This is a genomic window from Burkholderia sp. 4NA327C6, assembly GCF_005502655.1.
GTDB classification, from domain to species: Bacteria; Pseudomonadota; Gammaproteobacteria; order Burkholderiales; family Burkholderiaceae; genus Burkholderia; species Burkholderia contaminans.
Window position 1 is genome coordinate 44245 of sequence record NZ_SCNZ01000031.1, and the last position, 21653, is coordinate 65897.

At 63.2% G+C, this 21653-nt stretch carries 22 protein-coding genes and 1 tRNA gene; 15 read left to right on the forward strand and 8 right to left on the reverse strand.

Annotated elements, in window-relative coordinates; translation table 11 throughout:
- Nucleotides 1–816: an alpha/beta fold hydrolase gene (locus tag FFS49_RS27190; RefSeq protein ID WP_105817484.1), complete on the reverse strand. Its 816-nt coding sequence runs from the start codon at nucleotides 814–816 to the stop codon at nucleotides 1–3.
- An 81-nt stretch (nucleotides 817–897) separates the two neighbouring features.
- Here FFS49_RS27190 and FFS49_RS27195 point away from each other — a divergent pair, with 81 nt between their 5' ends.
- Nucleotides 898–1512, forward strand: coding sequence for a CGNR zinc finger domain-containing protein (locus FFS49_RS27195; RefSeq protein WP_105817462.1), 615 nt, complete (start codon nucleotides 898–900; stop codon nucleotides 1510–1512).
- A 54-nt stretch (nucleotides 1513–1566) separates the two neighbouring features.
- On the opposite strand, the gene FFS49_RS27200 is transcribed toward FFS49_RS27195, so the two are convergent.
- Nucleotides 1567–2616: a DUF3592 domain-containing protein gene (locus FFS49_RS27200; protein WP_105817461.1), complete on the reverse strand. Its 1050-nt coding sequence runs from the start codon at nucleotides 2614–2616 to the stop codon at nucleotides 1567–1569.
- Between the two features lie 747 nt (nucleotides 2617–3363).
- On the opposite strand from FFS49_RS27200, the gene FFS49_RS27205 reads away from it, so the two are divergent.
- From FFS49_RS27205 to FFS49_RS27260, 10 genes are all read left to right on the forward strand, one after another.
- Nucleotides 3364–3672 carry a cellulose synthase gene (locus FFS49_RS27205; protein ID WP_226285486.1) on the forward strand — a complete coding sequence of 103 codons (309 nt, stop codon included), beginning with the start codon at nucleotides 3364–3366 and terminating at the stop codon, nucleotides 3670–3672.
- A 295-nt stretch (nucleotides 3673–3967) separates the two neighbouring features.
- Complete coding sequence (locus FFS49_RS27215; RefSeq protein WP_105817458.1) at nucleotides 3968–4180, forward strand: major capsid protein; 213 nt, start codon at nucleotides 3968–3970, stop codon at nucleotides 4178–4180.
- 344 nt (nucleotides 4181–4524) lie between these two features.
- Complete coding sequence (locus FFS49_RS27225; RefSeq protein ID WP_137910293.1) at nucleotides 4525–6144, forward strand: virulence factor TspB C-terminal domain-related protein; 1620 nt, start codon at nucleotides 4525–4527, stop codon at nucleotides 6142–6144.
- A gap of 121 nt (nucleotides 6145–6265) precedes the next feature.
- Entirely contained in the window at nucleotides 6266–6544 is a 279-nt protein-coding gene (locus FFS49_RS27230; RefSeq protein ID WP_105817454.1) for a DUF2523 domain-containing protein, read from the forward strand.
- An 8-nt stretch (nucleotides 6545–6552) separates the two neighbouring features.
- The gene (locus FFS49_RS27235; RefSeq protein ID WP_105817453.1) at nucleotides 6553–7488 is read left to right on the forward strand and encodes a zonular occludens toxin domain-containing protein; all 936 of its coding nucleotides are present in this window, start codon (nucleotides 6553–6555) and stop codon (nucleotides 7486–7488) included.
- Complete coding sequence (locus FFS49_RS27240) at nucleotides 7485–8876, forward strand: type II secretory pathway protein (RefSeq protein ID WP_105817452.1); 1392 nt, start codon at nucleotides 7485–7487, stop codon at nucleotides 8874–8876. Before FFS49_RS27235 ends, FFS49_RS27240 begins: the two co-directional genes overlap by 4 nt.
- Before the next feature lie 316 nt (nucleotides 8877–9192).
- Nucleotides 9193–9549, forward strand: a complete 357-nt coding sequence (locus FFS49_RS27245; RefSeq protein WP_105817451.1) for a hypothetical protein — start codon at nucleotides 9193–9195, stop codon at nucleotides 9547–9549.
- A 254-nt stretch (nucleotides 9550–9803) separates the two neighbouring features.
- Nucleotides 9804–10397 carry a hypothetical protein gene (locus FFS49_RS27250; RefSeq protein WP_226285485.1) on the forward strand — a complete coding sequence of 198 codons (594 nt, stop codon included), beginning with the start codon at nucleotides 9804–9806 and terminating at the stop codon, nucleotides 10395–10397.
- On the forward strand, nucleotides 10394–10606 hold the full coding sequence (locus FFS49_RS27255; protein WP_105817449.1) for a DUF4224 domain-containing protein: 213 nt from the start codon (nucleotides 10394–10396) through the stop codon (nucleotides 10604–10606). The genes FFS49_RS27250 and FFS49_RS27255 overlap by 4 nt, the downstream gene beginning before the upstream one ends.
- 73 nt (nucleotides 10607–10679) lie before the next feature.
- Complete coding sequence (locus tag FFS49_RS27260; RefSeq protein ID WP_308728262.1) at nucleotides 10680–11687, forward strand: tyrosine-type recombinase/integrase; 1008 nt, start codon at nucleotides 10680–10682, stop codon at nucleotides 11685–11687.
- Here the strand turns inward: FFS49_RS27260 and FFS49_RS27265 are convergent.
- Together FFS49_RS27265 and FFS49_RS27270 are read right to left on the reverse strand one after the other, a co-directional pair.
- Nucleotides 11677–11934 (reverse strand): hypothetical protein, encoded by a 258-nt coding sequence (locus FFS49_RS27265; RefSeq protein WP_204086233.1) that lies wholly within the window; start codon nucleotides 11932–11934, stop codon nucleotides 11677–11679. The genes FFS49_RS27260 and FFS49_RS27265 overlap by 11 nt on opposite strands.
- A gap of 263 nt (nucleotides 11935–12197) precedes the next feature.
- Nucleotides 12198–12273: transfer RNA gene (locus tag FFS49_RS27270), tRNA-Lys, on the reverse strand.
- 190 nt (nucleotides 12274–12463) lie between these two features.
- Between FFS49_RS27270 and FFS49_RS27275 the strand changes: the two genes are divergently transcribed.
- A complete protein-coding gene (locus FFS49_RS27275; protein WP_006477449.1) occupies nucleotides 12464–12868 on the forward strand; it encodes a PaaI family thioesterase in 405 nt (134 codons plus the stop codon).
- Between the two features lie 7 nt (nucleotides 12869–12875).
- Complete coding sequence (locus tag FFS49_RS27280) at nucleotides 12876–13742, forward strand: patatin-like phospholipase family protein (protein ID WP_039353747.1); 867 nt, start codon at nucleotides 12876–12878, stop codon at nucleotides 13740–13742.
- 49 nt (nucleotides 13743–13791) lie between these two features.
- Here the strand turns inward: FFS49_RS27280 and FFS49_RS27285 are convergent, their stop codons facing one another.
- Complete coding sequence (locus FFS49_RS27285) at nucleotides 13792–14805, reverse strand: D-2-hydroxyacid dehydrogenase family protein (RefSeq protein WP_039353916.1); 1014 nt, start codon at nucleotides 14803–14805, stop codon at nucleotides 13792–13794.
- A gap of 426 nt (nucleotides 14806–15231) precedes the next feature.
- On the opposite strand from FFS49_RS27285, the gene FFS49_RS27290 reads away from it, so the two are divergent.
- Complete coding sequence (locus FFS49_RS27290) at nucleotides 15232–16281, forward strand: LysR family transcriptional regulator (RefSeq protein ID WP_039353749.1); 1050 nt, start codon at nucleotides 15232–15234, stop codon at nucleotides 16279–16281.
- 128 nt (nucleotides 16282–16409) lie between these two features.
- Here FFS49_RS27290 and FFS49_RS27295 read toward each other — a convergent pair whose 3' ends face one another.
- The 3 genes from FFS49_RS27295 to dprA all read right to left on the reverse strand — a co-directional run bounded on the left by FFS49_RS27295 (nucleotide 16410) and on the right by dprA (nucleotide 20964).
- The gene (locus FFS49_RS27295; RefSeq protein WP_105817446.1) at nucleotides 16410–19007 is read right to left on the reverse strand and encodes a DNA topoisomerase III; all 2598 of its coding nucleotides are present in this window, start codon (nucleotides 19005–19007) and stop codon (nucleotides 16410–16412) included.
- A 193-nt stretch (nucleotides 19008–19200) separates the two neighbouring features.
- The gene (locus tag FFS49_RS27300) at nucleotides 19201–19581 is read right to left on the reverse strand and encodes a thioredoxin family protein (protein ID WP_105817445.1); all 381 of its coding nucleotides are present in this window, start codon (nucleotides 19579–19581) and stop codon (nucleotides 19201–19203) included.
- Nucleotides 19582–19617: 36 nt separating this feature from the next.
- Nucleotides 19618–20964, reverse strand: a complete 1347-nt coding sequence (dprA, locus tag FFS49_RS27305; RefSeq protein ID WP_171026846.1) for a DNA-processing protein DprA — start codon at nucleotides 20962–20964, stop codon at nucleotides 19618–19620.
- 185 nt (nucleotides 20965–21149) lie between these two features.
- Here dprA and def point away from each other — a divergent pair, with 185 nt between their 5' ends.
- Nucleotides 21150–21653, forward strand: coding sequence for a peptide deformylase (gene def, locus FFS49_RS27310; RefSeq protein ID WP_006477461.1), 504 nt, complete (start codon nucleotides 21150–21152; stop codon nucleotides 21651–21653).

Sequence of the window (21653 nt, forward strand, 5' to 3'; positions counted from 1 at the left end):
TCAACCTTGCCCTGGCCCGTCGAGTACCGCCGCCACGATCGCCTCCGGCGCATCTTCCTGCACCAGATGGCCCGCGCGCGGCACCCGGATCAGCTGGCCGTTTGCGAGGCGATCGGCCAGTGCCTGCCCCTGGTCGAGCGGAATCCACGCGTCGTCCTCGCCCCACACGATGCGCACCGGAAAGTCCGGCGGCGCGTAACGAGCCTCGGCTTCCTCGATGTAGCGCTGGCGCATCTGCGCGATCTGTCGATAGAACGCGGCCTGACCGTCGGGCGTGAGCCACGGCGCACGGTAGATCGACAGCGCTTCGTCGCTCAGCGGCCGGGCGACCGCCTTGCCGAGATAGGCCGACACGAGCGCGTGATGCGCATACGCGGGCAATCCGGTGAACGCGGCCTCGTGCTGCGCGACATGGCGCACGAACGGCGAGCCCTGCGGCGCGATTGCGACCGGATTCACGAGCGTGAGGTCCGCATAGGCGACGCCGTCGAGGAAGTGCGCGCGCAGCACGGTTGCGCCGCCGTAGTCGTGCGCGAGTACGCGGGGGCGTGAGATTTTCCACGCATCGAGCAGCGCGCCGAACAGCCCGTTCTGGCGGCCGAGCGACACATCCGCGTCCGGCATGTCGGACTGACCGTAACCGAGCAGGTCGTAGAAGAACACGCGGTGACGCCGCGCGAGCCACGGTGCGATCCGGCGCCACACCTGCGACGAAAACGGCGTGCCGTGCACGAGCACGAGCGGCGGACCTTCGCCGATCGTTCCCCAGGCAATCCGGTGGCCTTCGAAAGTGAAGCGGTTGGCGAGTTCGAGCATCGGCATCTCCGTGCTAACCTGTTTTAGTTGTTAACAGGTTACTCCGGATTGCCCGGGGGTGAAACCGATAGGTGAAAATAAATGGTTACTCGACACGAGCCCGCGCGACCCGCGCAAGAATGGGGTGCAGCCGATTTCGTCGGCGGCCATCCGGCGCTCGACTTCCTCAACACGGTGGCCGACACGGGCAAGACGCGCGACGCGGACAAGCTCGTCGACTGGCCGGCCGTGCATGCGTGGGCGCAGCGATCGGGGTTGCTGGCGCCGGCCGGTCTGGCGCGGCTTCTGCGTCATGCGCGGCAGGACGACGCTGACGCGCTGGCGGCGCTGCATCGTTTTCGCGAGGATGCCTACGCTGCGATCGCGCACCTGACGGCCGGAGGCGGCGGCACGGCCGGCGCGCGCGCGGCGGACCGGCTCGCCGTCGCGATTCGCGAGGCGATCGGGCGCAGCGCATTCGATGCTGTCGACGGCCGGTTCGCGTGGCGGCCCGACGCGCGTGCCGCGTCGCGCTGGGTCGACGCGGCCGCACTCGGCTTCGAGCAACTGCTGCGCAGCGACGATTTCGCGCGGGTGAGGCAGTGCGGCCGGTGCACGTGGTTCTTCGTCGATCGCGGCCGCGGCGTCGGGCGCCGCTGGTGCGACATGCGCACGTGCGGGAACCGCGCGAAGGTGGAGGCGTTCAGGGAGCGGTGATGCGCGCGCTGCGCCGGTTGTCGTGCCACGCGGTGCGCGGCCGGCGCGCGAGCGTCATGGCACGGTTTCGTGCGACCGATGGTCCGGCCACAGCGTCGCGGCGACGAACAGCCCGGCCGCGAGGAACGGCGCACCGATTGCGAGCAGGATGGCCGTGAGGCCCCAGCGATCCCAGAAGCGGTCGACGACCGCGCGCTCGGGTGTGACGGGGTCGTACAGCACGTTGACCGCTTCGCCTTCGCGCAGGCCCGGATGCGACGCCGCCGCGCCCTGGGCGAACGTGATCTGGCGCCCGCTGTCGGTCGTGAACGCGACGATCGCCGAATACAGCGACGTGCGCGAGCGGGCCGACCGCGCATTTTTTGCGATCTCGACGACATGGCCGGTCGAGCGCGCGTAGTGGTGGGCGATCTGCCACTGACGCAGGCCGGCTGCACCGGCACCGGCAATGAAGCCCGTGCCGATCGTGATCGGAATCAGCACGATTGCGATATCCCAGCGGCGTCGCACCTGTTTGCGCCGGGCCCGGGTCGGCGGTGCATCGGATTGCATGCGATGGCGCTTGCCGGCGATCAGCAGGGCGCCGATGGCGAACGACGCGACGGCGAGCAGTGCCGACACCGCCGCCGGAAACCAGCGTTGCGCGAAATCGTCGATCAGCGCGGGGCGCTCGGGATGGACGGGATCGAGCAGGACGTCGACGTTCTCGCCGATGTCGTAGGCGGGGATGGTCGAGGCGGTATTGCCGGCGACCTCGCGGCGCTGGCCGTCGCTCGCAAGATACGCGACGATCGGCCGGTACGCGCGCATCGCGTCGCTGTCCTGCACGATACGGACGACCGTGCCCGGCGTGCGGACGAGGTGGCCGGTCGCCTGACCGGTCGTGACGGCGAGCACGCCTGCCAGTACGAGCAGCACGGCGCCGAGCGCCAGCGCGACGAGCGCGTCCTTACCCGGCATGACCGGATCCGGTTCGTGCGTCGCACTGTGGATGCCGGCGTGATCGTTGGAGCGGCGTGTCCCGATGGACTTGCCGATATCGGCGCAACCAGGCCCTCTGAATGGTCGCGTCTCGGTTACATGCTTCCATGTCTGACGTCCCATGTTCTCTCAGTGCCGGCGGGCAAACGGCAGTGCCTGCGCCGGTCGTGTGATATTTGTCGGACGATTCTAGCGGAAACGATGCGGAGCAGGCGTGCGGTGGCGTACTGCGACAGGGCGCGCGCCGCGTGTGCGACGGCGGAAAAGGAAAAAGCCCGGTTAGCTTTCGCTAACCGGGCTTCGGAATTCCTGGTGGGGCGTGAGTGACTCGAACACTCGACCTACGGATTAAGAGTCCACATAAAAAGCCATATTAATCAAGTCGCTGGTTTGAATTTGCGCACCGCAGATTGTCGTGTTTGTGTCTCGGCGAAGCTTTGCCCGGCGTACTGTGCGGGACGGTTGCGGTGCAATGTAGACGTCTCCGGCGCTTGTCGCGTGCGGCGTTGCGGTGCAAGCGTTTTGCGTGAATTGGAGCTTGTCCGGGGTGATCGGCTAGGGAGTTGCAAGGTTGCAACGCGAGAAAAATAATTTTGTTGCGGTTTGTGCTTGCTTGTGCATCCCCCCTTCGTTTTCCCATTGAAATTCTTTTATTGTCAACGGTTTGCGTGGTTTTGTAATTCGCATCGTATATCGGCGTTTGTAAATCATTATGTATATCCGATTTCGCGATTTCGTAAATCTTATTGTCTATCAATGGACCGGCTTAACGCTAATTGTCTGATTGATGAATTGCGGAGTGGCTTGTAATGTTTGTCCTGCGCACGGCGCGATGAGTCAACTTCACATTGAATAATTTACGAGATAATCATGGCGAAACAAAAACTTACTGTTTTGGCAATCGTGACGAAAACCGGGAGCTCGCGGAAGACGGGGCTGGCCTTCACTATTAGAACGGCACATTGCATCCTCACTCAGCACAGTGAAGGAGGGGGTGAGGAAGTTGTCGTGGGCACCATTAACTTGCCTTCCAAAAAGTTCGAAGACATTCAGCCGGGCGATTATCTTGCCGAGTTTTCGTTCGGCGAGGGCTACGGGCTAGACCAGGGGCGGCTAGTGCCGCAGATCGTTTCACTTACGGCGTTTGGAACTCCCAAGCCTCAGCCTAAGGCGGCTTAATGATCGAAGCCGACGCGAGGGCTTGGGTGTGTTGTTGTGGTGCAATTTTTTTTGGTTCTTGTGTAGAGGAGAACTAAATGGATGCGTTGGGTAGCTATGCGGTTGACCCGGTGGCATCTCAGCTCTGCCTGTTGAACGTGATTTTGAGCATTTACTTGATCTGTAAGGGGGTGGACTACGCGACGCGGATTCTGCTGCGTCGTGATCCTCCTACGAAGTCGATTCGTTCGAAAGTGGCCCATTCGAACGAATCCTATTCAACGGGCCGTGAGGTAGACCAAAGAGGGTAAGCAAGATGAAGAGTCTGAATAAGAAGTTGGCTGTTGTAGCTGGTGGTGCTGCTGCTTCGACTGGCGCTTTCGCTCAGGCGTCGGGTGTGGATGTGACGAGCACCGTTACGTCGATCAGCGCGGTGGCAACGTCGATTGCTGCAATCGGAGCTGCCGTGTTAAGCATCGTGGTTGTTGCATGGGGTTATCGAATCGTAAAGGGCTTTATCGGTCGTTGATCGGCGGGGCCGCAGCGCGTGTATGAGGCGTCTGGGTAGCTCCGGACGCCTTTTTTTCAGGTGAGGTGTTGCGATGGCTGTGACTGCAATTGTGTGCGGGCCGGGGGGCGTGAGCGGGGTCACGTATGCACAGGCGGGCGGTCAGCAGGTGAGCTGCGGGACGGATTCGAGCGGCAACGCGTTGTTTTTGCAGGTCTCGACTTTTAGCAGCGATCAGCCGATGCCGGGTGGCGAGGTGGCCGGGTTGCAGATTGGGGCGGCGGTGATAGGCGTGTTGGCAATGGCGTGGTGTGTTCGCGCGCTTCGTGAGTTTGTGAACTCAACAGGGGAGCTTTAGCGATGACTTGGTATTACGAGGTCGTGGCGATTATCAGCGCTACGTGTTTGGTGGCTGGTTACATCATTTTTGGTTGATTGCTATGAGGAAGTTCGTCGTAGGTTTTGCGTTGCTGTCGGTGCTCGTGCAGCAACAGGCTCAGGCGCAGTCGATCGCGTTGCCTGCGGGTGCGTTCTCCGGGACCGTGAACACAGCTATCTGGAATTCGATTGCGGCTAATTTAGCGCGTCGGGGACTGGCGGTGTCAGCCGCGGCTGCGGCGACTTCTGAGACGGCTATCGGTGTCGCTGCGAGCGCATTGTCGTATGGCAGTGCGGCTTTGACGGCGGTGGTGGGCATTGCGACTTCGCCGGTCTGGCTGACGGTTGCGGCGGGAGCCGGGATTTTGGGCGGTGCGGCTTACTTGGTGTCGCGCGATGTGCAGTTTTCGTTGGCGACCGGGACGGCTAAGACGCCGGACGGTGCGCCTATGCCGGTGTCGGTGACGGTGGGGCCGACGGCGGCAGTGACGAATTTCGCGTATCCGGGTTCGTTGAGTGCTGGGAGTGGGCAGACCTGTACGCCGGGCTACAACTGCTGGATCAATGCGTTGGCGCAGGGCGCGCCCATGTATCGCGGTAGTAACTGTCTTTCGACGCAGCCGTGTTGGGCATTGCCGCTGGCGCCGTCGTCAACGACGCAGCCGGGGATTTCGTATTTCACGCCTGATGGGGCGGCCGAGCTGTATGCGACGACGCCGCAGCAGTTCGCGCAGTGGTACACATTTTTGACGATGCCTTGGAACGCGGGTACGCCTGACTCGTATGGCGCGGTTGAGTCTTACACGTTGAGCTCGTGGTCGATTGTGACGAACACGGGCGGCACGAACTACATCAGCGTGACGGTCACCGACACGCGTACTGGCTCGAGCGATCAGGCGAATGAGCCTGACTATACGCGTCAGATCACGAATGCGACTGCGGGTACGGTGCAGGGTTTGGTGAATCCTGTGACGGGGAATTTGACGACTGTGGCGGGCTATTTGCAACAGGCGGCCGCTGCACAGCCGGCCTCGCCTGTGCCGCAGCAGTTTTTGGCGGACTTGGCTAACCGGTTGTGGCAGGACGCGGCGGCGCAGCCGGGATATACGGGGATGCCTTATGACGCGGTGAATCCGGTGACGACTGGGGATGTGGGGTCTGCCGGTGTGACGCCAACGTGGGGCGACATGCTGACCGTGCCCGCGCCTTCGGGAACGACGGTGATTCCGATTTCGCCGACGGCTTCGGCGACAGGCACGGGAACGGGGACGGGTACCGGAACAGGGACCGGAACGGGCACGACCACTAATTCGTCCTCGCCTAACGACTGTACGCAGTATCCGAACGCGGCTGCGTGTCAGCCCTTGGGGACTGCGCCTGCTACGCCTCCGATTCCGACGAGCTCGGTGAACGTGCCGATGAATGCGTGGGACGTGGGGCCGTCCGATGGGGCATGTCCGTCGCCTCAGGTGGTGACGGTGCTGGGTACTCAGTTGTCGTTTGCGTTTGATCCTTTGTGTTCGATGGTGCAGAAGCTGCGCCCGTTGGTGCTGGCGCTTTGCGCGTTGGCGGCGGCGTTGATTGTTGCTATGGGGGTGTCGGGATGAAAGTGCTTTGTGTTTTCTGTTCGGTGGTCGTGGTGTTTTTCGGCTATCTGACTTGGGACTTGGTGCACCGGGCCGAGCATGCGGGGGATGCCTTTGACGCGGTGGTGGCGAGGTATTCGCGATGACTTGGGCCGCGTGGTTGCTTTCGCTGGCGGCTCCGCTGGTTGTGAATGCGCTGATCGCGTTGGGCGTCGGCGTGTTGACCGTGAGCGGGATTGATCTGGCCGTGAATCAGGCGATTTCGTGGCTTCAGTCGTCGGTCGGTGGTTTGCCGTCCGATCTTGCGAGCTTGTTGGCGATGGGCGGGATTTTTCAGGGGTTCGGGTACATCGGTGGGGCGATCAGTGCACGTGTTGCGATTGCGGGCGCGTCGAGCGCGAAGAAGTTCTTCATTAAGTAGGGGGCGATATGGCTATCACGCTGGTTACTGGGGTGCCGGGGAGCGGCAAGACGTTGTGGACGGTTTGGTCATTGCAGAAGGAGATTAAGGCGGGGCGGCGGATCGTGGCGAACGGCATTAAGGGTTTGGCGATCGATCACGAGCTGTGGGACGACGAAATGGTGCGGGAGTGGTTCAAGCACTGCCAGCCTAATGATGTGATCGTGGTCGATGAGGTGCAGCGTATTTGGCCGCAGGTGCCGGCGTCGACGAAGGCCAGTGAGGATATCGAGAAGTTGCACGTGCACCGGCATTACGGGGTGGACATCGTCGTTATAACGCAGCATCCGAACCGGATGAACAAAACGATTCGCGATCTGGTCGGGCGGCATGTGCATGTGCGTCGGTTGTTTGGTGGTCGGCGCGCGATGATCTACGAGTGGGATATGACGCACAACCCGAACAGCGGTTTTCGGGATGCCGTGAAGCACGTGTGGGGTTATCCGAGAGACGTGTTTAACTTGTACACGAGCGCGGAGCTGCATACGAAACCGAAGGCGGTGACACCGAAGGCGCTTTTCATTTTGCCGGTGGCGTTGCTGTGTGCGGTGTTTTTCGCGTGGCGGGGCTTTTCGAGTGTTTCCGGTGGGTTCGGCGTGTTGGGTAAGGCGAAGGCTGCGGAGGGCGCTGTGGGCGCTTCAGGTGCGTCCGTGGGCGGTTCGTCGTCGGGGGGTAGGGCGAGGGGCCAGGCGTCGGATAAGTGGCGAGTGGCCGGTCAGTACGCGATCGACGGTCGGGGGTTCGTGCTGCTTGCCGACAACGCGGGTCGTTTCCGGCGTGAGTCTGCGGATGACTTCAAAGGTGAGACGTTGGGCGTAAGCGGGATGGTGGACGGCGAACGGGTGGCGGTGTGGACGGGCGGGTCGGCTGGGAAAAACGATAACGCGGGCGGGGGGCGCGGATGAAACGGTTGACCGGGGCAGTGTGTGGAGTGCTGTTGTCGTGGTCGGCCGTGGCTGCGGAGTCGGTGCCGCCGTTGCCTTCGTTGCCGGCGTTGGGATCGGTTGTGCCGGCCAGCGCGGAGTCGTTGCCGACCGTGCCTCTTCGGCCGTTTCCGCGCGTGAAGGGCGGGGCGTTCGATCTGCGGTTTGTGAATGTCGGGCAGCTTGTCGATCTGCTCTATGGCGATGCCATGCACGTGCCGCACGTTATCAGCTCCGATGTGTTGTCGGATACACGGCTCGTGTCCTTCCAGTACGACGGGAAGTCGGGCGATCTGCACTCGTTTGTGAAGGTGTTTCTCGACTCGCAGGGGTTTAAGGTCGAAACGCGTGACGGCGTGGACTTCGTGTCGAAGAAGCCAGCGGAAGAGGTTAAGCAGCCCGAGCAGGAGACGTTTGTGTATCGCCCGCGTTACCGCACGGCGGATTATTTGGCGCAAGTGGTGCAGCCGCTGTTTTCCGGGCGTATGACGGCTTCGGCGGCTGCGGTTGGTGGTCTGCCGTCTGATGCGGCGGCGACTCCTGTGGCGTCTTCTGGTGTGTCCGCTGCGATGCCTGCCGCATTGCCGGTTCCGTCGCGTTCGGGCGTGTCGGCGGCTGATGATCTGGTTTTCGTGGCGTCGGCGTCGGAGGTTCGGAAGGTCAAGCAGTTGTTGCCGCAGCTCGACCGGGCCGCTGGCGAGGTCGTGGTTCGTGGCTGGGTATATGAGGTGAGCACCGAGAACGACACGAATTCGGCGTTTTCGATTGCGGCGAAAGTGCTGAACGGTATTGGAGGCCAAGTGTCGCTGTCGAACGGGCCGACCGATCAGGATGCGACTGCGCTGCGCTTTACGAGCAACTACTTGAACGTCGCGATTTCGGCGTTGAACGCTGATACTCGGTTCAAGCAGGTGAGCGATCCGCATGCGAGGGTGCTGTCGGGTTCGAGCGTGCGGCTGAATGTTGGGTCGCAGGTGCCGACGCTTGGCAGCATCAGCTACCAGGGCGTTAGCGGGACGCCTGTCCAGTCGGTGCAGTATCAGGATGCAGGTCTGATTTTCGATGTGCAGCCGACCGTGATGGCTGACGCGATACAGGTGCAGCTGCAAGAGCAGATGTCTAGCTTCGTGGCGACGACGACTGGCGTGAACAACTCGCCGACGAAGAACACTCGCCAGATGCAGACGACGGTGAGCATGAAGGATGGCGAGGTAATCGTGATCGGTGGGCTGGTGCAGGACACGGATAGCTCGACCAATAACAGCCTCGGCTGGTTGCCGCGTTTCCTCGATGGTCACGGCTCGTCGAAGGGGCGGACGGAGGTGTTGCTTGTCTTGCAGGTGCAGCGTGTGGAAGCACCCAAGTTGTGACGTAGGCGATGGAGTGTGCGCTGGGGTCAAGGCTCGCGATAGCGACCCGGAGGGCGTGGCCTTGACGCCAGCTATACCGCTGTACGCTGAGGTCGTGGGTTGTGTCGGCCATGGGGCGGCGCAACCCATGCCGAACCGTAGCGCGATGCTAGGTAGGGGGTGGACCAGTGCAGAAAGAGGTTGCGTGTGGCGCGCGCCGGGTAGGACGCGGCGTAGCGCGTACAGCCCGGCGCGCGAAGCGCGCCTATCTTTATATCAGGGACACTTAACGTAAGCGACGTAGCGATGAGGGTGAGGACTACTTTGGAGACATGCGATGAATGCTGAGCGGATTCGTATTGCGAAGGAACTCCCGGACTTTTGGGAAACGACGTTTGAAGAGCGAGTGGAGCTTATCGGGGTCGTGAAGGGTTTGCAGGTGACGACTTCCGAGGGGTGCATTCCCGTGAGCGTCGTCGGTGTTGGGCAGGATTGGTGCGTAGTCGCGGGTTCATTGGTGCTTGCCAATCGACCTGAAAAGCAGCTTGGTGGCTGCTGGCTCTATACCGGTGGGCACGGTCCGATGCCGGACGGCATTAAGCGATTTCGGACGCTAGAAGAGCTTCGGAACTGGGTGGCGGAGATTCGCCAGGAAGGCATTAGTCGAGAGCTTTTCGAGATGGTTGTTATGTAAAAAAAAAAAGCCTCGGCCGCTGCAACGGTTCGAGGCTTCCTACAACTGCATTACAAAGGTGAGTTGCAATGCACGACGAGAGTATAGGCAATTTCTCGGCTTTCAGTCGAGAGTGGGTTGTTCGCGGCCGGAAATTCGATGATGGACAGGTCGAGGTAACGGTGGATCGGTTTGATCGATACGTGGGTGCTGGGAGACTGTGTTTGATGCCTCGTGCCAAGCGCGGAGAGTCGGAGAACACTGACCAGAATCTGATGGACGCTGCGAAGCGCGCTAAGCAACAGGTTCGGCTGCGCTGTAAGGCGATCGGCGCTGATCGCATGATCACACTGACGTACCACGAGAACATGACGGACAAGGCGCGGCTGAAGAAGGATTTCGATGCTTTCCGTAGACGCTTATCGAGACTTCAAGATTTTCATTACGTGGCGGTCGCGGAGCGTCAGAAGCGTGGCGCGTGGCATCTGCACATAGCTGTGAAGGGGCGACAGAACTACCGCGTGTTGCGCTCTGTTTGGGGGCGCGTGGTTGGTTGTGAAAGCGTTCGGGTCCATGTGAAAAACCCGTTCAGAGAGAAAGGACTTCGGCACAAGCTGGCTTCGTATATTGGCAAGTACATCACAAAGGATTTCGCAGAGCACGCCCTCAATGAGAAGCGGTATTGGACTAGCAGGGGAATACCTGTTCCTGAGCGTCAGGCGATTGCGCAGTTGGCGGGGGACTCCCCGGTTGAGGCGATCAAGACGGCGTTTCGTGCCGCGCAGTGGGCGGGGGCGACGTTGGACCGCTGTCAGAGTTATTGGAATGAAGGGCTTGGGTGTTTTTGGCTTTCAACCAGAGAGGTGTGACTGTGACCAACACCTTTCTGTCGGTTGAGGAGCTTGTGGTTTTGACTGGGCGCAAAGTGAAATCTAAGCAGATCGAAGCATTGCGGCGTATGGGGATAGCGTTTTTTGTCAACGCGGCGGGCCGTCCGGTTGTGGCTCGGTCGGTCGTTGAAGGGCGTAGGGAACAGGTGCCGCGTCCGTCGTGGCAGCCGAACGTTTTGATGGGGTGATATGGGTCGTCGTCCGTGGAAGAACCTTAATTTGCCGCCTCGGTTGCGTGCGCGTAAGCAACGTAGCGGGGTGGTGTACTACTACTACGACACGGGCGGTTCGCCTCGGCGCGAGATTGCGTTAGGGGCAGATTTCGTTGAGGCGGTCCGAAAGTGGTCTGAGCTGGAGGCCGACGGTAAATCTGCGCATGCCGAGCTTGTGACTTTTCGCTACGCCGCTGAGCGATACGTGCGGGAAGTTCTGCCTACAAAAGCGCGGCGCACTCAGCGCGACAATTTGCTTGAGCTCGTGAACCTCTATAAATTTTTTGACAATCCTCCGGCGAAGTTATCGGAAATTAGGCCAGTGCATGTGAAGCAGTATCTCGCGTGGCGTTCCGAGCAGGCGCGTCAGTGGTATGTCGAGAGAGGCAGGCCGGTGCCGGTGAGGCCTGGGCATATCCGGGCGAATCGGGAGGTCGCTTTGTTTTCGCATGTGTTTAATTTTGCTCGGGAGCACGGCATTACTGACGCGGTGAACCCTTGCGTGGGTGTTAGGCGGAATAAGGAGAGTGGGCGCTCCGTATATGTCGAGGATGATGTTTTCAAGCGGGTTTGGGCCGTGGCCGACGAGCCTACCCGCGATGCGATGGATCTTGCGTACCTGACGGGTCAGCGGCCTGCCGATACGTTGAGGTTTTGTGAGGCAGACATTCGGGGCGATGAACTTTGGATTGAGCAGGGTAAGCGGGGAAAGAAGCTCCGCATAACGGTATCCGGTGAGCTGGCGGTGGTCATTCAGCGCATCAGGGATCGCAAGGTTCGGTGCGGGGCGAAGACGGATGCGCTGGTTGTGAATGAGAAGGGTGAGCGTATGCTTTCCGACGCGCTGCGTTTTCGGTTCGACCGTGCCAGGCTGGCTGCGAAGGTCGGTAAAGGCGATTTCCAGTTTCGTGATCTTCGTGCAAAGGCCGGCACGGATAAAACGGAGTCGTCTGGTGATATTCGGGCGGCTCAGCTTCAGTTAGGTCATGCGTCTTTGACGATGACGGAGCACTACGTTCGGGAACGTAAGGGTGACAAGGTCGGACCTACGAAGTGATGTTTTCCGGGCAGGGTATGTCCATGGCGGGGTGTTCGCCGGTAAGGTCGAATCGGACATATTCCCGTTTTCCGTTGGGATAGAGCTTCTCGATGACGCCTGCCGGCGTTTTGGGTGTCTGAAAGTAGACGGGGAATCCGCGTGCCAAGTGGTCGTGAGCGGCTGCGCCGTCGTCAGAGCTGAGTTTGAGCCAGAAGGAATGGTCTTGCTCGGGCGTCATGGTGTCCAAGTTGTCGTCGCCGGTCATGGGGGCGCTCTAGGCTAGCTGGTGTCGTATTTTAGTCGGAGACGTGCGATGGGGCGGTTGGGATCGAAGTTTGTACGTGCGGCCGTGGGCGTTGGAGCCGTTATTTGGATGGCGCGGCTGCTACTTTGGCGCGGTGCTCGCCGTGACGCCGAGCGTGCCTGTTTGGCGGTGGATGAAGCGATCGCGTCCGGTGCATTGCGGAGCAACGCGTTTTCTGCGGAGCAAGAAAAAAGGCCTAGCCGAAGCTAAGCCTTTGAATTCTTTGGTGGGGCGTGAGTGACTCGAACACTCGACCTACGGATTAAGAGTCCGCTGCTCTACCAACTGAGCTAACGCCCCCAACAGAAGAAAGATTATGCATGGGTATTTCGAGTCTTGCAAGCTCTTTCTGCAAATTTCCTCAAAATATTTCGCAACGACGACGGCAGTTGTCGGCCCGGTGACGAGCGATCGCAGTTTCCGCGCTCCCGGTATGATGACGCCACACGTGTTGCGCGGCGGTCGCGCAACGCTTTCTGGGCTTTCGAAGATGGACGAAAACGCAGTCCGCGAATTGCTGGATCGCCTGCTGGCCCCCTGGGTCCGCTCGCTCGGTCTGGTCCCCGTGTCGATCGGCGACGACAGCGTCACGCTGCGCCTGCCGTTTTCCGGCGAATTCCGCCATTCGGGCGGCATCATCTGCGGCCAGGTGTTCACGGCGGCCGCCGACACCGCGATGGTGGTCGCGATCTCGGCCGCGCTCGGCGAGTTCCGGCCGATGACCACCGTATCGCTGAACACGAACTTCATGCGGCCCGTGCGCAAGGGCGACGTGCTCGTCACCGCGCGCGTGCTGCGGATGGGCCGCAACCTCGTGTTCGGCGAAGTCGAGCTGTTCGACGAGGACGGCAAGATGGCCGTCCACGCGACGTCGACCTACGCGCTCGTCAGCTGAGCGCGCGATGTTCGACCAGATCGTCTTTGCGGGCGGCGGCAATCGCTGCTGGTGGCAGGCTGGCTTCTGGGACATCGCCCAGCCGGCGCTCGGCCTGCGCCCGCGCGTGATCACCGGCATCTCGGCCGGCGCGGCGACCGCATGCATGCTGTATACGCGCGATGCCGCCTGGGTGATGCGCTATTACGAAGAGGCGCTGCGCCACAACCGGAAGAACGCGTACTGGGGCAACCTGTTCGGGCGCGAGCCCGTGTTTCCGCATTACCGGATTTACCGCCAGGCGCTGCTCGACATCTACGGCGAGCCGTTCGCGCAGCTTGCCGCGGCACCGGAGATCCGCATCGGCGTGTCGCACGTGCCGCGCTGGCTCGGCGCGCGCAGCGCAGTGGCCGCCGGCCTCGTCGCGTACAACATCGAAAAGTACGTGCGCAAGACGCTGCACCCGACGCTCGGGCGCACGCTCGGCTTTCGGCCGGAATTCGTGCGCGCGCAGGCCTGCGCGAGCGTCGACGAGCTCGCCGACCTGATCCTGCAGTCGTCCTGCACGCCGCCGTTCACGCCGGTGCTGCGCCGCGGCGGCCGGCCCGTGCTGGACGGCGGGATGGTCGACAACGTGCCGGTCGACGCGCTCGACCCGGCGCCCGGCGACGTGCTGGTGCTCGTCACGCGGCTGTACCCGCGCCCGCAGATGTTCACGGTCGCGCATGGCGAGCAGCGGCGGCTGTACGTGCAGCCGTCGAGCAAGGTGCCGATTTCGAGTTGGGATTACACGAGCCCGTCGCAGATGCGGCATGCGTACGACCTCGGGCGGCGCGACGGCGAGCATTTCCTCACGCGCGTCGGCGCGATGACGGGCGGCCGCGTGGCCGCCTGAAGACGGGAAGCAGGATGCAGGGCCGCGCGGCAGGCGCGGCCCGCGGCGCTCAGCGCACGCGGCGCGGCGTCAGTGCTTCCGGATTGACGACGCTCGACATGTCGCCCTGGTCGAACGCCAGGATGTTCCGGAATGCCGCGCTGAAGTAGAGCTCGTAGCTTTCGCGTTCGACGTAGCCGATGTGCGGCGTGCAGATCACGTTTTCCATCCGCAGCAGGCTGTAGCCCTGCAGGATCGGCTCGCTCTCGAACACGTCGATCGCGACCATTCCCGGACGGTTGTGCGACAGCGCGTTGACCAGTGCATTTTCCTCGAGCAGTTCGGCGCGGCTCGTGTTGACGAGCAGCGACGTCGGCTTCATCCGCATGAGGTCTTCCTGCTTCACGATCCCGCGCGTGTCGTCATGCAAGCGCAGGTGCAGCGACAGCACGTCGCTCTGCTCGAACAGCGCCTCGCGGCTTTCGGCGGCCGTATAGCCGTCGGCGCGCGCGGCCTCGAGCGAATGCTCGCGGCCCCAGATCAGCACGTTCATCCCGAACGCCTTGCCGTAGCCGGCGACGAGCCGGCCGATCTTGCCGTAGCCCCAGATGCCGAGCGTCTGGCCGCGCAGCACCTGGCCGAGGCCGAAGTTCGGCGGCATCGCCGACGTCTTCAGGCCCGACTGTTGCCACGCGCCCTGCTTCAGGTTCGCGACGTATTGCGGAATGCGGCGCTGGGCGGCCATCACGAGCGCCCAGGTCAGTTCGGCGGGGGCAATCGGCGAGCCCGTGCCTTCGAGCACCGCGATGCCGCGGTCGGTACACGCGTCGAGATCGATGTGGCTCGAAATGCGGCCGGTCTGGCTGATCATGCGCAGGTTCGGCAGCTTGGCGAGCAGTTGCGACGAAATCGGGGTCCGTTCGCGAATCAGCACGAGTGCCTCGACTTCCGCCAGACGGCTGGCGAGTTGTCCCAATCCGCGCACCGTATTGTTGAAGACCTTCACGTCGTGGTCGGCAAGCATCTCGAAGCAGTTCAGCTTGCGGACGGCGTCCTGGTAGTCGTCGAGGATGGCAATTTTCATGGTGAGCGGGTGTCGCGCGTTGAAAGCGGCGGTGGCGGCGGCGCACGTTGCGCACCCGTCCCGCCCGGCCGGGGCCGACATGATGCTACGTCGGCCGCCTTCATGGTGTCTTTTTAACAGGTTGTTACGCTCCGCCGCAATTGGCGGCAGCCTGACCCGGCGCCGCTCGCGCGGTGGGCGGAAGGGTGCGCTGTTGTGTCGCATCAAATACGTCCTTCCTGATTCGGCCGCTTACTCGACGAGGTTCACCCAATTGTTGCTCCAATCAGAATAATTGGATCAACTATCCGCGGGAGCCGAGGATTTTTGACTATTTTTATCGCCAAGAGGGGCCTTGTTGAGCAACTCTGCATCATTTCCGCTGTCGTAGGAGAATTACGCATTTGCTTCATCTTTTTGAAGTTGTAACAGCGGCAGGAGTCGTTTATGGATCATTTGCAGTCGATGCGCGTGTTCGTCAAGGTTGCAGATCTCGGCAGTTTTGCGCGGGCCGCGAGTGCAATGGATATCTCCAACGCGGTCGCGACGCGTCACGTCGCCGATCTGGAAGGCCGGCTCGGCACGCGTTTGCTGAACCGCACTACGCGCAGTCTTTCCCTGACGGAGTCAGGCCAGGTCTATCTGGAGCGGGCTCGCCAGATCCTCGATGAGCTCGAGGACGTCGAGCAGATGGTCGTCGCCCGCAATCACGAGCCGGTCGGAACGTTGCGCATCGTTGCGCCTGTCGTGTTCGGCCTGCACAACCTTGCGCCCGTGTTGCAGTCGTACACGGAGAATTTCCCGAAAGTGGTGCCCGATCTCACGCTGGTCGACCGGCAGGTTGATCTCGTCGAGGAAGGCTTCGACGTCGGCATCGTCGTCACGCGCCAGATGCGTAGCGCGAGCATCGTCACGCGGCGCCTGACCACCGGCTGCATGACCGTGTGTGCGACGCCGAGCTACCTGGAGAAGCACGGCGTGCCGACCCATCCGGAGCATCTCGCCGAGCACCCGAGCCTGAGCCTGCCGACCGAATACTGGGGTGACGAGCGTGTGTTCACGGGGCCGGACGGCGAAGTGCGCGTGCGCCCGACCAACGTGATCGTCGCGAACAACACCGCGATGCTGCGCCAGTTCGCGCTGCTCGGGATGGGTGTCGCGATCCTGCCGAGCTACCTGATCGGCGGCGACATCGCGCGCGGCGCGCTCGTGCGGCTGCTGCCGGATTTCCGGCTGCCGCAGGTCGAGATCAACATCGCTTACCCGAGCCGGCGCCATCTGCCCGCGAAGGTGCGCACGTTTATCGACCACCTCGTCGAGCATTTCAGCCACTCGACCGACGCGACGATGGGCGAGCAGTGGGCCGCGCAGAGTTCGGTGCTCGCGCCGATCGGTGTCGAGACGCGTGCCGAGCAGCCGGAGTCGGCCGATCCGAACCTGTCGCCGCGCCTGCCGCGTTCGCCGCGCACGCGCGTCGCGGCGCCGTCGCCGCTGTAACGGCGCGATGGCCGGGCGGCACTTGTCGCCGGCACAAAGAAAAACGCGGATCGAGCAATCGATCCGCGTTTTTTATGGCTGCCTGCCGGCGTTCGGCATGGCCGGGAGAACCCCGGCCCGTCAGGCCGTCACGAGCCAGTCTTGCGCGCCGTCGTCTTGCGTGCGGCGGTTTTGCGAGCCGGTGCCGGTTTCTCCTCGGCGCCTTCCGTCACGGTTTCGGCGTCCTTCGTCGCCGATTTTGCCGTCTTCTTCGCGGCAGCGGCCTTCGGCTCCTTCTTCTCGAACTCGAAGCCGATCTTGCCGTCCGGCTGCTTCACGAGGAAGGCCTTGAAGTTGCGGCCCGTGCGCGACGACTTGAAGTTCGGCAGCAGATCCGTACGGCCGTCGGCAAGCAGCTTGCCCATCTGCTCGCGCGTGATTTCCTGCTGCAGGATCACCTTGCCCGAGCGGAAGTCGCAGGTCTTCGGGTTGGCCACCGAGTGCTCGCACACGTAGCTCATCCCGTGCTCGAACACGCGGCCCTTGCACTTCGGGCACGCGCCGACCGGCTCCTGGGCGGAAAAGTCGGGCGCTTCGCCTTCCTCGCCGCCCGTGTCCTGACCGAAGTCGAATTCGAGCTTGTAGTTCTTCGTCTCGTCGTCGAAGGTCAGCTTGAGGATCGCCGAGAACGGGCGGCCCATCTTGCTGCGGAAGCCGGACAGCGGGCCGATCATCTTCTCGCGCAGCAACTCCTCGACTTCCGCGATCTCGAACTGCCGGCTGCCCGGGATCTTCGAGATCGAGAACTCGCACTTCGTGCATGCGAAGCGGCGGTAGTTTTCCTTCACCTGGCCGCCGCAGTTCGGGCACGGCGTCTCGAGGGTCGCGTAATCGCCGGGGATCGTGTCCGAATCGTATTCCTTCGCGCGCTTCACGATCTGCTGCGTCATGCGGGCGATTTCCTGCATGAACGCTTCGCGCCCGAGGTTGCCGCGCTCCATCTGCGACAGCTTGTATTCCCATTCGCCGGTGAGCTCGGGCGCGGTGAGTTCCTTCACGCCGAGCCCGCGCAGCAGTGTCATCAGCTGGAATGCCTTCGCGGTCGGGATCAGTTCGCGGCCCTCGCGCACGAGGTATTTCTCGCCGAGCAGGCCTTCGATGATCGCCGCGCGCGTGGCCGGCGTGCCGAGGCCCTTCGCGGCCATCGCCTCGCGCAGTTCGTCGTCCTCGACGAGCTTGCCCGCGCCTTCCATCGCGGACAGCAGCGTCGCTTCCGAGTAGCGTGCGGGCGGCTTCGTGACGAGCGCGACGGCGGCGATCTCGTCCGTCTTCACCTTCTCGTCCTTCTGCACCGGCACCAAGTTCGCATCCGCGCCTTCGGCGTCGCGGCCGTACACCTGCAGCCAGCCCGGCTCGACGAGCACCTTGCCTTCGGTCTTGAAGTGATGGCCGGCGACTTCGGTGATCCGCGTCGTGACGCGGAATTCGGCCGCCGGGAAGAACACGGCGAGGAAGCGCTTCACGACCATGTCGTACAGCTTCTGCTCCGGCTCGGACAGCGACTTCGGCGCCTGCAGCGTCGGGATGATTGCAAAGTGGTCGCTGATCTTCGAGTTGTCGAAGATCCGCTTGTTCGGCTTCACCCAGCCCTTGTCGAGCACCTGCTTCGCATGCGGCAGGTAGTTGTTGCTCTCCTTGAGCATCTCGAGCGTGGACTCGACCGTCGACAGATAGTCTTCCGGCAGCGCGCGTGCATCGGTACGCGGGTAGGTCAGCACCTTGTGCTTTTCATACAGTGCCTGCGCGAGGCCGAGCGTGTTCTTCGCGGAGAAGCCGAAGCGGCTGTTCGCTTCGCGCTGCAGGCTCGTCAGGTCGAACAGCAGCGGCGACAGCTGCGTCGACGGCTTCGATTCCTCGGAGACAGTGCCAACCTGGTCGCGACACGCGGCGACGATCGTTTCGGCAGCCGGCAGGCTCCACAGGCGGGAGTCGCGCTTTTCCGGATCGAATTCGTCGCGCTTGAATTTCGGGTCGTACCACTTGCCTTCGTAGAAGCCGCCCGCGCACGCGAATTCGGCCTTCACTTCCCAGTAGTCGCGCGGGACGAAGCGGCGGATTTTCTCTTCCCGTTCGACGACGATCGACAACGTTGGCGTCTGAACGCGGCCAACTGTCGTCAGGAAGAAGCCGCCGCCCTTGCTGTTGAACGCGGTCATCGCGCGGGTGCCGTTGATCCCGACGAGCCAGTCGGCTTCCGAGCGGCAGCGTGCGGCGTCGGCGAGCGGCAGCATGTCCGCGTCGCTGCGCAGGTTCGCGAAGCCGTCGCGGATCGCCTGCGGGGTCATCGACTGCAGCCACAGGCGCTGGACCGGCTGTTTCGCCTTCGCGTGCTGCGCGATCAGGCGGAAAATCAGTTCGCCCTCGCGCCCCGCGTCACATGCGTTGATCAGACGGTCGACGTCCTTGCGCTTCAGCAGCTTGGTGAGCACCTTGAGGCGCGACTCGCTTTTTGCGATCGGGTTCAGGTCGAAATGCGGGGGGATGACGGGCAGATGCGCGAAGCTCCATTTCCCGCGCTTGACCTCGTACTCTTCCGGGGCGGCGATTTCCAGCAGGTGGCCGACAGCGGACGAAAGGACGAAATCGTCGCTTTCGTAATACTCGTCATGCTTGGTAAAGCCGCCCAAAGCGCGTGCGATGTCGTTCGCGACAGAAGGCTTTTCCGCAATGATCAGTGCTTTGGACATGACAGGTGTGTGTTGGTAGACCGGGTTCGCCGGTTGTGGGTCCCTTTTACGACCGCTTTATAGCACACGCCGCAGCGATGGCGGCTCAGCGCGTAAAAAGCGGCCCATCATAGAGGGGGGCCGCAACGGCGGCAAGCGCCCGGCGCGGCGGGGCGCGCAAACGCGCGCAAAACCACCGGGCCGGCTCGCGAATTCAGGCTTCGACGACCAGGATATTGCGCAATTTCGGTGCGTGCGGCGCACCGGGTACCGCGCTCAGGTCGGACAGCATCCGCTCGACGATCGCCGCATGCGGCAGCACCGTGCCAAAGAAGCGGGCGGTGTGGGCATCTTCGATCAGGATCGTCGGGAAGTTCTCGACGTCGAGATCGTCGAGCTGGTCGGCATGCGTTTCGATGTCGATCCAGGCGAAGCAGGCGTCCGGATGTGCGTCGGCGAGCTGGTCGAAGGCCGTCCGGTAATCGCGGCACGTGCCGCACCACTCGGCGCACAGGCAGGCGACGAGCAACGTGCCGGGATCGGCGAGGCGCTCGGCGATCCGATCCGCATCGGTGTCGAGATTCAGCGCGGGCATGGGTTTCCTTGGGTATCGTCGGCGGCCGGGCCGCCCCTATGCGGGGGAATGTAGCACGCCGTGCACGGGCGGGGTGCGCGCCACGTCAAGCCGTGCGAAGCGTCCGCCGGGAAGGCTGGCAACGCGGCCGGCCAGTTCCAGCGCAAGCAGCGCCCGGTGCAGCACGTCGTCAGACAGACCGCTGTGCTCGGCGAGCCATTCGTAGGTGACGGGGCCGTATCCCAAGGCGGCGAGCACGGCCTGTTCGGACGGGGTGGCGGGCAGCGGTGGCGCCGGCGACGGAGCTTCGTTGCGGGCCGGCGCGGTGGCCGGAACGGCATCGCCAGTCTGGATAACCCCGGTAACGGCACGCCGAGCGGCGGCTTCGTCTTCGCGCGGGCCACCGGTATCCGTGCACGGATGCCCGGAACACGCCGCACCGCCCGCCGTGCCGGCTTTCGCTTCGCCCAGCCCGTATTCCTCGAGTACATCGAGCGGCGCCGCCGTGAGTTTCGCGCCGTCGCGGATCAATGCGTGGCAGCCCTGCGCGAGCGGCGCGTGGATCGAGCCCGGCATCGCGAATACGTCGCGCCCCAGTTCGTTCGCGAGCCGCGCGGTGATCAGCGAGCCGGAGCGCGGCGCGGCCTCGACGACGAGCGCGCCGACCGCGAGCGCGGCGATCAGCCGGTTGCGTTGCGGGAAGTGGGCGGCGCGGGCCGGCGTGCCGAGCGGCCATTCCGACACGATCGCGCCGTGCGCGCCGATCTCGTGGGCGAGTGCACGGTGCCGCGCCGGATAGACGAGATCGGCGCCGGTCGCGATCACCGCGACCGTGCCCGACGGGCCGTCGAGCCCGCCACGATGTGCGGCGGCATCGATCCCGAGCGCGAGGCCCGACACGATCGGCAGCCCGGCGTCGGACAGCTCGCGTGCGAAGTGCGTTGCGTCGGCGAGCCCCTGCGGCGTGGCGTGACGACTGCCGACCACGGCGAGACTGCGCGCGTGCAGCAGGTCGAGCCGGCCCTTTACATATAGCAGCAGCGGCGGATCGTGCAGGTCGCGCAGCCGCGGCGGATAGGCCGGATCGGTGAGCGTGACGAGCGCGTTGCCCGGCGCGTCGAGCCACGCGAGCGCGGCGTCGGTGCGCGCGTCGAGATCGCCGCGCTCGCTTGCGCGCACGGCCAGGGCGGCGGCGGCGCTGGTCACGGCGGCGATGGCGTGGTCGGGCGCACGCAGCAGCGCGTCCGGCGAGCCGAACGCATCGAGCAGTGCCTGCAGCGCGGCGGGGGCGAGGCCGGGCGCATGCGCGAGCTGCAGCCACGCGCGCACGGCGGAGGTGGTCAGCGCGTGCGGCGACATGAGGCGCCCCTCGAATGCGGTGGCCAGCGGACGGCGTGCCGCCATGATAAAATTTTCATCATCCGAAATACTCGACAGGGCCGCGCGCGCAGGCGCCCGGCCGATTGCAGGAGGCATGATCCGCGGCATTGATTCGCCGCGCGTCCGCCTCATCTTCATTGCATCCCGGCGGCAGCGCCAGCCGGCCGGATGGCCGATGCGGCACGCCGCTCCACCGAATACCGAACGCCATGGCTTTACTCAATATTCTTCATTACCCCGACAAGCGGCTGCACAAGGTCGCGAAGCCCGTCGACAAGGTCGACGACCGGATCCGCAAGCTCGTCGCCGACATGGCCGAGACCATGTATGCGGCGCCGGGCATCGGCCTTGCGGCCACGCAGGTCGACGTGCACGAGCGCGTGATCGTGATCGACGTCTCCGAGGAGAAGAACGAGCTGCGCGCGTTCATCAACCCCGAGATCGTGTGGTCGAGCGATGCAAAGCAGATCTATGAAGAGGGCTGCCTGTCGGTGCCCGGCATCTACGACGAAGTCGAGCGTCCCGATCATGTGCGCGTGCGCGCGCTCAACGAGCAGGGTGAGACTTTCGAGCTCGACTGCGAGGGCCTGCTGGCCGTGTGCGTCCAGCACGAGATGGATCACCTGATGGGGCGCGTGTTCGTCGAATACCTGTCGCCGCTCAAGCAGACGCGCATCAAGACGAAGATGAAGAAACTCGAACGCGCGATGTAA